We start from the raw sequence: 14,330 nt of genomic DNA, 5'->3' as shown, positions 1-14,330 counted from the left end.
TGATGTGAATAGAAGTTGAACTGAAAGGCCGCCGGTCCCCGCGAGAATGCGAGGGCCGGCGGCCTTTTTTCTTTGGTGCGATCGTGATCACTTCACTTCGTTCTTCCTGACGGACTTCGCCCGGTTGGCTCTGAGGTCTCGACCGCGGCTTGACGCGTCTGTATACTTTGAGAACCAATCAGTACCCACCCGCGCGTCGCGGCCAGAGAATCTGGCCCGACGAGCTCCCGCCACCTACCCGGGAAGTCTTGCCGCGATGGACTACGAAATCGATTCGGTTCACGCTGAGGTGTCGTTCGCTCCCTCGTTTGTCCATCGGCTCCATTTCACCGACGATGTGCTTGGCGCTGATCAAGGGGTGCTGGCCGACGTGCTCGAGCCGTCCGGCGATCGGCCTGCGCGGGTCCAGTTCTGGCTCGACGAGCACGTGGCGAACGCTCAGCCCGAGTTGCGGCACCAGCTCCGTGCCTTTACCGCCGCGCGTGCTGACCGCATGACGCTGGCCGGCAACGTGCAGATCGTCGAAGGGGGCGAGGCGGTCAAGAACGACATCCACATCCTCGAGCGAATGCTCAAGGTCTTCAACGCCGCCGGGCTGGACCGGCGGAGTTATGTGGTGGTGGTCGGTGGCGGCGCGGTTCTGGACGCGGTTGGCTTCGCCGCCGCGATCGCGCATCGCGGCTTGCGCCTGGTCCGGTTGCCAACCACCACGCTCGCCCAGGGCGATTCGGGGGTGGGGGTCAAGAACGCGGTCAACCTGTTCGGCAAGAAGAACTGGCTCGGCAGTTTTGCGGTCCCCTGGGCCGTCATCAACGACACCTCGCTGCTCGCGACGCTGCCGGACCGCGACTTTGTCTGTGGCTTCTCCGAAGCGGTGAAGGTCTCTCTGCTCAAGGATCCCGCGATGTTCGCGGAGTTGTGCGCGACGGCGCCTCGAATTCGCCAGCGCGACCTCACGGCGGCTCTCCCGGCCATCCGCGCCTCGGCGGAATGGCATCGCCGGCACATCACCCGCGGGGGCGATCCGTTCGAGTCACGAGAGGCGAGGCCGCTCGACTTCGGCCACTGGTCGGCCCACCGGTTAGAGGCGATGACCGACTTTCAGGTGCGACACGGCGAGGCCGTGGCGATCGGTGTGGCGCTCGACGCTGTGTATTCCTCGCTGGCGCTCGGGCTGCCGTCCGAGGTGTCCGACAGGGTACTTCGCTGCCTGACCGACCTGGGCCTGCCCCTGGGGCATCCTGCCCTGCGCGATGGGCAGGCGCTTTTCGAGGGCCTGGAAGAATTCCGCCAGCATTTGGGGGGTCGGCTGACCCTCACAATGCTCCGCGGTGTGGGAGACCCGATCGACGTTCACGAGGTGGATGAATCGCTGATGCGTAAGGCGCTCCGCCGGCTCGAACAACTCGATCCGGCCGCGTGGACTCGCTCGGTCGGTTCGCCGCCCACCACGCACCGCCCGGAAACCACCGAGTCCGCGGCGGGAGAGCCTGGCCTTTCCCTGCATTGACGATGGTTACTCTTGGCCCCAAGGAGCCCTCAGCCGAGGTCTCTTGGCCGCCGGCCACCCGGCTTCGACCGACGCATTCTGAGGGTCTTCGCAATCCTTCTGTGTCGGGCCCTGGTTGACCGCGGCCCTCCTGCGCGATTATGTAGTCACGGGATGACGCGGAACTCGTGGGCGGACGCGGCCTGCCTCGGGAGGATCGCCGGTCAGGCCTGCCGACTTCCGCTCCCCTCCCCTTTGCGCCCGGATTGCTTGGCCGTCGCAGAAGAAAAAAACAACAGGCCGGCGGTGATTGGAGACCCACTAATGACGACAGCAGGCGTGCCAGCGACCCGACTTCCGGTCTGGAGAGCGCTCGAAGCTCATCACCAGCAGGTCCGCGGCCTGCACCTTCGCGAGTTGTTCGCCGACGACCCCGGGCGCGGCGAGCGGCTGTCTCTTGAGGCTGTGGGACTCTATTTCGATTATTCGAAGAACCGGGTCACCGACGAGACCCTGGCCCTCCTGCTCCGGCTGGCCCAGGAAGCCCGGCTCTCGGAACGTCTCGAGGCGATGTTCCAGGGCGAGAAGATCAACGTCACCGAGCAGCGAGCGGTTCTCCACACGGCCCTTCGCGCGCCTCGGGGAGAGTCGATCCTCCTCGACGGCAAGGACGTCGTGCCCGAGGTTCATGCCGTGCTCGACCGCATGGCCGAATTCTCCCAGCGGGTCCGCAGCGGCGCCTGGCGCGGGGCGACGGGGCAGCGGATCAAGAACATCGTGAACATCGGGATCGGCGGTTCGGACCTCGGGCCGGTCATGGCCTACGAGGCGCTCAAGCACTACAGCGATCGCTCGTTGACTCTGAGGTTCGTCTCCAACGTTGATGGGACCGACTTCGCCGAGGCTACCCGGGACCTCGACCCGGCCGAAACGCTCTTCATCGTCGCCTCGAAAACCTTCACGACGCTGGAGACGATGACCAATGCCCAGACGGCCCGCGCCTGGGCGTTGGCCGCGCTCCGTGACGAAGCGGCGATCGCCAAGCACTTCGTCGCGGTCTCCACCAACGCCAAAGCGGTCGAGGCGTTCGGGATCGACACGGCGAACATGTTTGGCTTCTGGGACTGGGTCGGGGGCCGCTACTCGATGGAGTCGGCGATCGGCTTGTCGACGATGATCGCCATCGGTCCCGACAACTTTCGTGCGATGCTCGCCGGCTCTCACGCGATGGATGTGCACTTTCGCACGACTCCATTCGAACGCAATCTGCCCGTCCTGCTCGGCTTGCTCGGGATCTGGTACACCGACTTCTTCGGGGCGGAGACGGTCGCCGTCCTCCCCTATGACCAGTACTTGAAGCGGTTCCCCGCCTATCTCCAGCAGTTGACGATGGAAAGTAACGGCAAGCACGTCACCCTGGAAGGGGCGACGGTGGACTATGCCACCGGCCCCGTCTACTGGGGAGAGCCCGGGACCAACGGCCAGCACTCGTTCTACCAGCTCATTCACCAGGGGACTCGCCTGATCCCGTGCGACCTGATCGGGTTCTGCCAGTCGCTCAACCCCCTGGGCGATCACCACGATATTCTGATGTCCAACGTCTTCGCGCAGGCCGAGGCCCTTGCCTTCGGAAAGACGGCCGAACAGGTCAAGGCCGAAGGGACTTCGGATGGGCTTGTACCGCATCGAACCTTCGAAGGAAACCGGCCCACCAACGTGATCCTGGCCGATCGGCTGACCCCCGAAATTCTGGGGACCTTGGTTGCGCTCTACGAGCACATGGCGTTCACCCAGGGGACGATCTGGAACATCGACTCGTTCGACCAGTGGGGGGTCGAACTCGGCAAGGTGCTGGCCATGCGGATCATTCCGGAGTTGGAGAGCGCGACCGAGCCCGAGCTCGCTCACGACAGCTCGACCAACACGTTGATCCGCCGCTACCGACGGCTCAAGAGGGCTTCGAATTCGCAAACATCCTGACAGCCCGAGACGACGCGAGTCGCGAACCGTACCGAACCGAACCGAAGCCAAAGGAGAGGTCGATGCAGCTCGGAATGATCGGACTGGGCCGGATGGGTTCGAACATGGTCCGCCGGCTCCTTGCCGGCGGCCACCAGTGCGTCGCCTTCGACGTTTTCCCCAACGCCGTGGCCGCGGTCGTCAAGGAAGGGGCGGTGGGAACGGCTTCACTCGCTGAGTTCGTCCAGACGCTGGCCAAGCCCCGGGCGGTCTGGCTGATGGTTCCCGCCGCGGTCGTTGATCAGACGCTCCAGGAGCTTGTGCCGTTGCTGGAAGCGGGAGATCTTGTGATCGACGGCGGCAACTCCTACTACGTCGACGACATCCGGCGCGCCGGTGAGCTGCGTGCCAAGGGCGTGCACTACGTCGATGTGGGCACCAGCGGCGGAGTCTGGGGCCTGGAGCGGGGCTACTGCATGATGATCGGTGGCGAAGCCCCGGTCGTTTCCCACCTCGACCCGATCTTCCAGACGCTGGCTCCTCCAACTGACTCGGCGCCGAGGACCACGGGGCGCGAGGCGTTGGGGGGGACCGCCGAGCATGGTTATCTTCACTGCGGGCCCAGCGGCGCGGGGCATTTCGTCAAGATGGTCCACAACGGGATCGAGTACGGGATCATGGCCGCCTACGCCGAGGGAATGGCGATTCTGAATCATGCGAATATCGGCAAGCAAACGCACGAGATCGATGCCGAGACGACCCCCTTGCGCCATCCTGAGCACTATCAATACGACATCAACGTCCGGGACGTGGCCGAGCTCTGGCGGCGCGGGAGCGTGATCTCCTCGTGGCTCCTCGACCTGACGGCGTCCGCCCTGCTCAGGGACCCTGCCCTCGCGAACTTCTCGGGTCGGGTCTCCGACTCCGGCGAGGGGCGGTGGACCGTCAAGGCCGCGATCGACGAGGCTGTGCCGGCCCCTGTCCTGACCACCGCGCTCTTCGAACGGTTCTACTCGCGGGGCGAGTCCGACTTCGCCGACAAGCTCCTTTCCGCCATGCGATACGAGTTCGGCGGACACGTCGAGAAGCCGGCAGGTTGAGCCTGAACAACCAACGTCAGCCGCTCCCCTTGACCCCCTCGGCCACGGCGATCAGGTAGTACGGCCGCTCGCCGCTCCAGACCGAGCGCGGCCGCACGACGTAGGGACTGACGAGCGCAGCCGCGACGGGGTCGTCCTTCAGAATGACGTCAACGGCCGACTCGCGGATCGCCGGCTCGACTTCGCGCCCCTTGGCGGGACAGAGCCAGGCTGTGAACCGCCAGAAGCCCTTGATACGAAGCCAGGGTGAGCGTTCGGCCGCAAGACTGCGGAAACTCCACCAGCCGCTTGATTCGGGGAACTGGGTAAACAGGCGTACGGACTTGAACCGAGGATGAAGCAGGGCGCCGAACTCGCGTTCGTCGCACTCGACCCGGTGGAACGGGTTATGCGCCCCCTCCGCACTGTACACGGGGCGGTTCGGGGTCGAGACGATCAGGATCCCATCGGGAACGAGCACCCGCGCACATTCGTCGAGGAATGCGGCGGGGTCGTCGACATGCTCGATGGTCTCGAACGAGACGACCAGGTCCATGGAACGGTCCGGCAGCGGGATATCCAGGGCGTCGCCCGTTCTGGTCTCGAGCCCGTATTTTCGATGGGCATGTTCGCAGGCCTCCGCCGAGAGGTCCACCCCGACCACGCTGGCCGCTCCGGCCTTGGCCAGCGCCGCGGCCCCGTAACCCTCGCCGCAAGCGATATCGAGCACCCGCCTCCCCCGCACGAACTTTCGGGCGAATCGGTAGCGTCCGATGTGTTCCCAGAAGGTCCGGCCACTCGCCCGCTCGGGGACCATTCGTTCGCCGGTGTATTCCAGAGCCGAGGGATCGTCGTTCATCGCCCGATCATCTCGATTCGGCCTCGGAGAGACAAGAGAGGAGGTCCGTCAAGGATGCGGGTTCATGGTGGGAAGGAGATCCAGGCCGTTCAATCTCGCGAAGTGATCAGAGTTCGCAAGGCACTCGCCCCGGCGTGTGCGGCCCAGGTCCAGGCCTGGCGTTGGTGGCTGTGGCACCGCCGACCCGTTCCGCTCGGGCCCGAGGAAGGACGTCTGCCCGTACCAGCGGCTGGTCCTGAGCCGGCCCAGTGACGACTTCTGGGAGCTGCTCGAGTCCGATCCAAAGGAGTTGACGCAAAAAGTGTCTTTCGTGGAGGCGAACAGGGCATACGGGCAAAGTCCACAGGGATCGCAATCGCGCATGCATTTTCTGGGGGTGAGTGGATCCGGAACGCTCCGCCCCGTCCGCACGGCCCCACCAGGGATCAGCGCGGGTCACGTAGTCCCGCTTTGCCCGGGAACCAGGGCATGCTAGGATGCTCTCGATTTCTTAAGAGGATTCCCGCCACCGTCTTGCCAGAATGATTCGATTCATGAACGACCCCAACCTCTCCTCCTTCATCTGGTCCGTGGCCGACCTGCTCCGGGGCGACTACAAGCAATCCGAATATGGCAAAGTGATCCTGCCATTCACCGTCCTGCGGCGGCTCGACTGCGTGCTGGAGAAGACCAAGGCCGCCGTGCTGGCCGAGCGGGCTGTCAGGGAAAAGGCCGGGCTGAACCCGGAACCGTTCCTGCTGCGGAAGTCGGGACAGCTCTTCTTCAACACGTCGCCCCTGGACATGAAGAAGCTGATGGGCGATCAGGACCACATCAAGGAAAACCTGTTCGCCTACATGCAGGCGTTTTCACCCGCGGTGCGCGAGATCTTCGAGTCGTTCGATTTTCACACCCAGATCGACCGGCTGGGCAAGGCCGGGCTGCTTTACCTGGTGACCGAGAAATTCGCCGGCATCGACTTGCACCCCGAAATCGTCAGCAATGCCCAGATGGGGGCTGTATTCGAGGAACTGATTCGCAAGTTCGCCGAGCTTTCTAACGAGACCGCGGGAGAGCACTTCACGCCGCGCGAAGTCATCCGGCTGATGGTCAACCTGATTTTCATCGAAGACGGCGACGCGCTGACCCAGCCGGGCGTGGTGCGGACACTGTATGATCCGACCGCGGGAACCGGCGGAATGCTTTCGGTCGGCGGCGAGCATTTGGTCAGCATGAACGAGGGGGCCCGGCTGGCGATGTACGGCCAGGAGTTGAACCCCGAATCCTATGCGATCTGCAAGGCCGACATGCTGATCAAAGGGCAGGATATCGCCAACATCAGCTTCGGCAACACACTGTCGAACGACGGGTTACCGGGCAAGCACTTCGACTACATGCTTTCCAATCCCCCGTTCGGCGTCGAGTGGAAGAAGATCGAGAAGGAGATCCGCAAGGAGGCCGAACAACAGGGCTTCAACGGACGCTTCGGCCCCGGCCTGCCTCGCGTCAGTGACGGGTCGCTGCTGTTCCTGATGCACCTGATATCGAAGATGCGTCCGGCCGTCGATGGCGGCAGCCGGTTCGGCATCGTCCTGAACGGCTCGCCGCTGTTTACCGGCGGTGCCGGCTCGGGCGAGAGTGAAATCCGCCGCTACGTGCTGGAGAACGACCTGGTCGAAGCGATCATCGGCCTGCCCACCGACATGTTTTACAACACGGGCATCAGCACCTATGTCTGGATCGTTAGCAACCGCAAGCCCGAGCACCGCAAAGGCAAGTTGCAATTGATCGACGCCAGCGGCTTCTGGCAGAAGATGCGCAAGAGCCTGGGCAGTAAGCGCAAGGAACTCAGCCCCGAACATATCGACGACATTACACGGCTATTTGGTGACTGCAAGAAAGTCAGCCGGGACGGTGTGCCGATCAGCCGGATCTTCAAGAACACGGAATTTGGCTACCACACGATTACGGTGGAACGACCCCTCCGCGATGAGAAGGGGAAGATCGTGCTCGGCGCCAAGGGCAAGCTGAAGGGCAAACCCCAGCCGGATTCCAGCCTGCGCGACACCGAGAACGTGCCGCTGAGCGAGAAGATCGAAACCTACTTCAAACGCGAAGTGCTGCCGCATGCGCCGGATGCCTGGATCGACCACGAGAAGACGAAAGTCGGTTATGAGATCCCGTTCAATCGGCATTTTTATGTGTTCAAGCCGCCCCGCGACCTGGCCGAGATCGACGCGGAGTTGAAGGGCGTCACGGACCGGATTCTGACGATGATCGGGGGGCTGTCGAAATGAGCTTTCCGAGATATACGAAGTACAAGGAAAGCGGTGTCGAGTGGCTTGGGCAGGTGCCGGAGCATTGGGCGATTGATCGAATCAAGCATTCGACCATCAGTTGCAAGAATGGTATTTGGGGCGAAGAGGCACAGGACAACGACGATGACATTCCATGCGTAAGAGTTGCCGATTTCGACCGCCACAGGCTCCGCGTTGAGCTTTACGAGCCCACGATCCGCAACGTAACTCAGAAGGAACGCGCTGGGCGAGTCCTGAGCCGAGGGGATCTGCTGCTTGAAAAATCTGGCGGTGGCGAGTTACAGCCTGTTGGTTGTGTCGTTCTTACGACGATACACGCCCGGCCGTCTGCTCAAACTTCGTCGCTCGCGTTCAAATTGCGTCCGGCATGAGTTCATCATTCTGGCGCTACTTTCACTCAGCGGCATACGCGGTCCGTCTGAACACTAGGTCAATTAAGCAAACATCAGGAATCCAGAATCTCGATCAACAACAGTACCTCGACGAAGCGGCAGCTTTTCCTCCTCACGACGAGCAAATTTTGATCGCAGAGTTACTCGACCGGGAGACAGCGAAGATTAATGAGTTGGTGACTGAGCAGCGGCGGCTGATTGAACTGTTGAAAGAAAAACGCCAGGCCGTCATCTCCCACGCCGTCACCAATGGCCTGAACCCACACGCCCCCATGAAGCCCTCCGGCATCGAATGGCTCGGCGACGTGCCGGGGCATTGGGGTGTAGGGCAAAGTCGGAGATTGTTCAGGGTTCGCAATGAACCGGCGCATGCGTCGGACAAGCAACTTACCGTATCACAAAAATACGGCGTCCTATTCCAGACGGACTTTGTCCAAATCGAAGGTCGCAGAGTCGTCGAAACACTCAAAGGCACTGACACTTTGAGGCACGTTGAGCCGAACGACTTCATCATCAGTCTGCGAAGTTTTCAGGGAGGGATCGAATGGTCTCGGCTTAGCGGCTCTGCCACTTTTCATTACGTCGTGCTTGTACCAGTGAAGGATATTCACCCGCCGTTTTTTGCGTACCTATTCAAGAGCATTAGCTACATTCACGCGTTGAGAGCGACTACTGACCTGATACGCGATGGGCAGGATCTGCGTTACTCTCATTTTGTTCAGGTTGATTTGCCTCTGATTCCATTGGACGAGCAGGCGGCGATTGCTGCATTCCTTGATTGTGAGACGGTCAAGCTCGACACCCTCACCGCCGAAGCCGAGCGGGCAATTGAATTGTTGCTGGAGCGTCGCACGGCCCTGATCTCTGCCGCCGTCACCGGCAAGATCGACGTGCGGGGCTTGGCGGAAGCGGAGGCGGCCTGAATGAAACCTTACGACCCTCAAGCCCTCCCGCTGACGGGTCTGGACTATGGCCGCTTGATTCGCAAGATCGGCCCCGCCAACGCCGCCCTGGCTCGGTATGACGGGCTCTTGCAAAGCGTGATCAATCCCAGCGTGATGCTGTCGCCGCTGACCAACCGGGAAGCGGTGTTGTCGTCGAAGATCGAAGGGACGCAAGCCACTGTCGATGAAGTTCTCGAATATGAAGCGGGAATGGAATTCGAGGGGGAGAAGGTCGAGGACATTCAGGAAATCGTCAACTATCGCAAGGCCCTGATCCTGGCGACGGAGTCACTTGCCGATCGACCCCTGAGCTTGTCACTGATCCGGTCGATGCACGAAGTCTTGATGGACAGCGTGCGCGGCGAGAACAAGGCGCCGGGAGAATTCCGGGCCGTTCAGAACTGGCTGGGGTTTGAAGGTTGCACGATCGATCAGGCCACGTTTGTGCCCCCGTCGCCGCTGCGTCTGCGCGATCACCTCGAAGCCTTTGAGCGGTATCTTGCGAGCGACGACGTGGACGTGCTGGTGCAAGTCGCCGTGGTGCATGCGCAATTCGAGTTGCTGCACCCGTTCAAGGATGGGAACGGTCGCATCGGCCGGCTGCTGATCCCGCTCTTTTTGTTCCATAAACGTACGCTCGCCAGTCCGATGTTCTATCTCAGCGAATACCTCGAATCCCATCGCGATCTCTACTATGCCCGCTTGCGTGCGATCAGCCAGGACGGAGACTGGACGGCCTGGGTGGAGTTTTTCCTGGACGCCGTGCTTGCGCAGGCCAAGGCCAACACGAACCGGGTCCGAGGGATTCTCGATCTCTACGAAGGGATGAAGAAGCGAATCACGGATCTGACGCGATCCCAGTACGCGTTGAAAATCCTCGATGCCCTGTTCGATCGTCCCATTTTTCAGTCCGGTGACTTCGCGGAACGCTCGGGCATCCCCAAGAACTCGGCGTTCCCGTTTCTCCGCCAGTTACGTGAGGCGGGCATTCTGACCGTCTTGCGCGAACAGAGTGGGCGACGGTCCTCGATCCTGGCCTTCACCGAATTGTTGAACATCGCGGAAGGGCGGCAGGTTTTCTGAGCGTCTTGTGTGTGATCGGGCACACACAAAGCCCGTTGTGTGTGCCCAAACCGGGTTTCACCACACCCCCGTGGCACTATTGACGTGCCACCGACCGTGGTCTATCCGTTGTGTGTGCCCAAACCGGGTTTCACCACACATAACGGACTTTGTGTGTGGTGGAGCACACACAAGACGGCGGTGGTGGCGGGGAGACTCCCTGGCAACTCCGCACGCGGCGTAAGTCGGTGAGCTACAGTTGGTTTTGGCTTCACGTGCGTCCTGAATGGATCAGGCGGCCAGGAGTTGAGAGGGGAAATCTCGGATGGGCCTGCACACGGAAATCCAGCTCGAAACCGAGATCTGCGAACACCTTGCAGCCAACGGTTGGCATTACGCGGCGGGTGACGCGGCGAAATACGACCGGGCGCGGGCCTTGTTCCCCGAGGACGTGCTGGACTGGGTACGGGCGACTCAGCCCAAAGCCGCCGATGCCATTAACAAGAACCACGGCTCGCACGCCGCCGAAACCTTGCTGACCCGGCTGCGCGACCAGATCGACCAGCGCGGCACTCTTGATGTGCTGCGGCACGGCATCGAGATGCTTGGGCTGAGGGAAAAGCTGGCGTTGGCCCAGTTCAAACCCGCGCTGGCGATCAACCCCGACATCCTGGCCCGGTACGCGGCCAACCGCCTGCGGGTCGTGCGGCAGGTGCGGTATTCGCTGCACAACGAGAATTGCATTGACCTGGTGCTGTTCCTGAACGGTCTGCCGGTGGCGACGATCGAACTCAAGACCGACTTCACGCAGACCGTCGGCGACGCGATCGACCAGTATCGCTTCGATCGCCTCCCCAAACCCAAAGGTCAGGTCGCCGAGCCGCTGCTCTCCTTTCCCCGCGGGGCCCTGGTCCATTTCGCCGTCAGCAACCGCGAAGTGTATATGACGACCAGGCTGGACGGGGCAAGTTCCGTCTTCCTGCCGTTCAACCAGGGGGACGACGGAGGGGCGGGCAATCCCGTCAACCCGAACGGCGGGCATCGCACCGCCTACCTCTGGGAGCAAGTCTGGGAGCGGCAAAGCTGGCTCGAAATCCTGGGCCGTTACCTGGTCGCTCAGAAGAATCCGAAGAAGCAGATCGAAAAAATCATCTTCCCCCGGTTCCATCAACTCGACGCGACCCGAAAGCTACAAGCCGCCGTGCTCGACGAAGGGCCAGGGGGCAAATACCTGGTCCAGCATTCCGCCGGCTCGGGCAAGACCAACTCGATCGCATGGTCCGCCCACTTCCTGGCCGACCTGCACGACGCCGGGCACAAGAAGCTGTTTGATTCGGTGCTGGTCGTGTCCGACCGCAACGTGATCGACACGCAGTTGCAGGAAGCGATCTTCGACTTTGAGCGCACGACCGGCGTGGTCGCGACCATCAAAGGGGAGAGCAGCAGCAAGAGCGGCGAACTGGCGGCGGCCCTCTCCGGCACCAAGAAAATCGTGGTCTGCACCATCCAGACGTTTCCCTTCGCCCTGAAAGCCGTGCGCGAGCTCGCGGCGACCGAGGGCAAACACTTCGCGGTGATCGCCGACGAGGCGCACAGCTCGCAGACCGGCGAAGCCGCCGCCAAGCTGAAGGCCGTGCTGACCGCCGAGGAGTTGAAGGAACTCGGCGACGGCGGCGAGGTCAGCACCGAGGACATCCTGGCGGCCCAGATGGCCGCGCGTGCCGACGTGGACGGCATCACCTACGTCGCGTTCACCGCCACGCCCAAGACCAAGACGATCGAGCTGTTCGGCACCCGGCCTGATCCCACTCAGCCGGCCGGCGCGGGAAACCTGCCGGCCCCGTTCCACGTCTACTCGATGCGCCAGGCCATTGAGGAAAAATTCATCCTCGACGTGCTCCAGAACTACACCACCTACAAGCTGGCCTTCAAACTGGCGCACAGCGGCAAAGAGCTTGACGACAAGGAAGTCGAACGCAGCGCGGCGATGAAGGGGATCATGGGCTGGGTGCGGCTGCATCCCTACAACATCGCGCAAAAGGTCCAGGTGGTGGTCGAGCACTTCCGTCAGTACGTCGCGCCGTTGCTCAAGGGGCAAGCCAAGGCGATGGTGGTCGTCAGCAGCCGCCAGGAAGTGGTCCGCTGGAAAATCGCGATCGACAAGTACATCAGGGATCGCGGCTATGGGATCGGCACGCTGGTGGCATTCTCGGGCGAGGTGAAGGACATCGAGTCCGGCCCCGACCCCTTCACGGAAACGAGTCATGCGCTCAATCCGAACCTGCGCGGTCGCGACATCCGCGAAGCCTTCAACACCGACGAGTTTCCGATTCTGCTGGTGGCGAACAAGTTTCAGACGGGGTTCGATCAGCCGCTGCTGTGCGGGATGTACGTCGATAAGCGGCTGGCGGGCATCCAGGCCGTGCAGACCCTTTCACGCCTGAATCGTGCCTATCCCGGCAAGGACACGACCTATGTGTTGGATTTCGTGAACGACGCCGAGGATGTGCTCAACGCGTTCAAGACCTACTATTCGACCGCGGCGCTGGCGAACGTCAGCGACCCGGACCTGGTTTACAACCTGCGCGAGAAGCTCGACGCCGCCGGTCACTACGACGATTTCGAGGTGGAACGCGTCGTTGCCGTGGAACTGAAGCCAAACGCCCGGCAAAGTGAACTAGCTGCCGCCGTCGAGCCTGTTGTGGATCGGCTTCAGAAACGCTACAAGGCGGCCCAGGAGGACCTGAAAAACGCCAAAGAGCGGAAGGATAAACCCGCCATCGAAGCGGCGCGGGGCGAACTGGACGCATTGCTGCTATTCCAGTCCGACATGGCGGCGTTTCAGCGTATCTATACGTTTTTGTCGCAAATCTTCGACTACGGAAACACGGCGATCGAGAAACGCTCGATCTTCTACAAACAGGTGCTCCGCTTGCTCGCGTTTGGCCGCGAACGGGAGGGGATCGACCTTTCCAAAGTGGTGCTGACTCATCACAACCTGAGAAATCAGGGCAAGCGTCCGATGGCGTTGGCCGTCGGTGAAAATCCCAAGCTGGAACCGATCACCGAAGCGGGCGGCGGGAGCGTTCAAGAGAAGCAGAAAGCCCTCTTAAATGAGATCATCCAGCGCGTGAACGACCTGTTTGAAGGCGAGTTAACGGATCAAGACAAACTGGTTTACGTCAACAACGTGATCATGGGGAAATTGCTGGAATCCGAGACGCTCAAGCAGCAGGCGAGCAACAACACCAAGGAGCAATTCGCAAACTCGCCCGATCTGAAATCCGAACTCATGAACGCCATCATCGGCGCTTTGGAAGCGCACACCGCGATGAGCACCCAGGCGTTGGATTCCGAAACCGTTCGCAATGGAATCAAAGACGTGCTGCTCGGCCCGGCTCGGCTCTATGAATCTTTGCGTCAGGAGGCCTTCGGTGAAGTACCCAGGCCTTGAACAGGGGCATGTTGCATTTCGCCGGAAAGGATTAGGCGTCCGGCAGGTAATATCGTACCCCACCCTCCCGCCTTCCGTTCAGGTTAGCGAGCGAGCCGGGTAGAATTCCACCGATCGATCGCCTAAACGACACATCCACAATCGCCCCTGTCATCTCATCGAACTCCATCAATTCTCCCCCTCCGCGTTCTCCGCGTCTCCGCGTGAGTCTTCCCATTGTTACGACGACCTTGGCTTGAGCAATGGTTCACGCGGAGACGCGGAGAACGCGGAGAGGGAAGAGAGGAGTGGTCGTAAACGACACATCCACGAGCGCCCCCTGTCATCTCATCGAACTCCATCAATTCTCTCCCTCCGCGTTCTCCGCGTCTCCGCGTGAGTCTCCCAATTGTCACGACGACCTTGGCTTGAGCAATGGTTCACGCGGAGACGCGGAGACGCGGAAAACGCGGAGAGAGAAGAGAGGAGTCGTTGTTAAGGCGTCCGGCAGGCCAACCCTCACCCTCACCCTCCCGCCTCCCGCTCAGATCAGCGAGCGAGCCGGGTAGAATTCCACCAACCGATCGCCTTACGGTTCGTGTGCCCGCTCCATGGGAATTGTTGGATCAACGATGACGCCACGGCCGATCGCGCTGAAGCAAGGAGAAACGGGTTTCGACTCTGGTGCCTCATTCTATTGAATGGGAAAGCTCGAGGCTGGTATTGGAGACTCGCATGGAATAGACTTATGCTGGATTTGCATTCCTGCCCCTGACCTTCCTGCCCACTCACACCTGTTGTGAGGAGGATGTGGCC

General features: G+C 61.5%; 10 protein-coding genes. 9 read left to right on the top strand and 1 reads right to left on the bottom strand.

Going from position 1 to position 14,330, the window contains the following annotated elements; all coding sequences use genetic code 11:
• Positions 1-256: 256 nt before the first annotated feature.
• The 3 genes from V5E97_RS00950 to gnd all read left to right on the top strand — a co-directional run bounded on the left by V5E97_RS00950 (position 257) and on the right by gnd (position 4,548).
• Entirely contained in the window at positions 257-1,510 is a 1,254-nt protein-coding gene (locus V5E97_RS00950) for a 3-dehydroquinate synthase (RefSeq protein WP_406697399.1), read from the top strand.
• Positions 1,511-1,813: 303 nt separating this feature from the next.
• Positions 1,814-3,469: a glucose-6-phosphate isomerase gene (gene pgi, locus V5E97_RS00945; RefSeq protein ID WP_406697398.1), complete on the top strand. Its 1,656-nt coding sequence runs from the start codon at positions 1,814-1,816 to the stop codon at positions 3,467-3,469.
• A 62-nt stretch (positions 3,470-3,531) separates the two neighbouring features.
• Positions 3,532-4,548 carry a phosphogluconate dehydrogenase (NAD(+)-dependent, decarboxylating) gene (gene gnd / locus V5E97_RS00940; RefSeq protein WP_406697397.1) on the top strand — a complete coding sequence of 339 codons (1,017 nt, stop codon included), beginning with the start codon at positions 3,532-3,534 and terminating at the stop codon, positions 4,546-4,548.
• A gap of 16 nt (positions 4,549-4,564) precedes the next feature.
• On the opposite strand, the gene V5E97_RS00935 is transcribed toward gnd, so the two are convergent.
• Positions 4,565-5,386, bottom strand: coding sequence for a class I SAM-dependent methyltransferase (locus tag V5E97_RS00935; protein WP_406697396.1), 822 nt, complete (start codon positions 5,384-5,386; stop codon positions 4,565-4,567).
• 54 nt (positions 5,387-5,440) lie between these two features.
• Between V5E97_RS00935 and V5E97_RS00930 the strand changes: the two genes are divergently transcribed.
• From V5E97_RS00930 to V5E97_RS00905, 6 genes are all read left to right on the top strand, one after another.
• Positions 5,441-5,638 (top strand): hypothetical protein, encoded by a 198-nt coding sequence (locus tag V5E97_RS00930; protein ID WP_406697395.1) that lies wholly within the window; start codon positions 5,441-5,443, stop codon positions 5,636-5,638.
• Between the two features lie 281 nt (positions 5,639-5,919).
• Complete coding sequence (locus tag V5E97_RS00925; RefSeq protein ID WP_406697394.1) at positions 5,920-7,662, top strand: type I restriction-modification system subunit M; 1,743 nt, start codon at positions 5,920-5,922, stop codon at positions 7,660-7,662.
• Positions 7,659-8,054, top strand: a complete 396-nt coding sequence (locus tag V5E97_RS00920) for a hypothetical protein (RefSeq protein WP_406697393.1) — start codon at positions 7,659-7,661, stop codon at positions 8,052-8,054. Before V5E97_RS00925 ends, V5E97_RS00920 begins: the two co-directional genes overlap by 4 nt.
• On the top strand, positions 8,051-8,998 hold the full coding sequence (locus V5E97_RS00915; RefSeq protein WP_406697392.1) for a restriction endonuclease subunit S domain-containing protein: 948 nt from the start codon (positions 8,051-8,053) through the stop codon (positions 8,996-8,998). The genes V5E97_RS00920 and V5E97_RS00915 overlap by 4 nt, the downstream gene beginning before the upstream one ends.
• A complete protein-coding gene (locus tag V5E97_RS00910; protein ID WP_406697391.1) occupies positions 8,999-10,102 on the top strand; it encodes a Fic family protein in 1,104 nt (367 codons plus the stop codon).
• Between the two features lie 304 nt (positions 10,103-10,406).
• Complete coding sequence (locus V5E97_RS00905) at positions 10,407-13,535, top strand: type I restriction endonuclease subunit R (protein WP_406697390.1); 3,129 nt, start codon at positions 10,407-10,409, stop codon at positions 13,533-13,535.
• Positions 13,536-14,330 lie beyond the last annotated feature (795 nt).

Origin of the sequence: Singulisphaera photorubra (genome assembly GCF_045290345.1) — a bacterium.
In the GTDB taxonomy this organism is placed as follows: Bacteria; Planctomycetota; Planctomycetia; order Isosphaerales; family Isosphaeraceae; genus Singulisphaera.
Note: the sequence above shows the minus strand (reverse complement) of the source record. Positions and strands in the feature narration are given on the sequence as shown.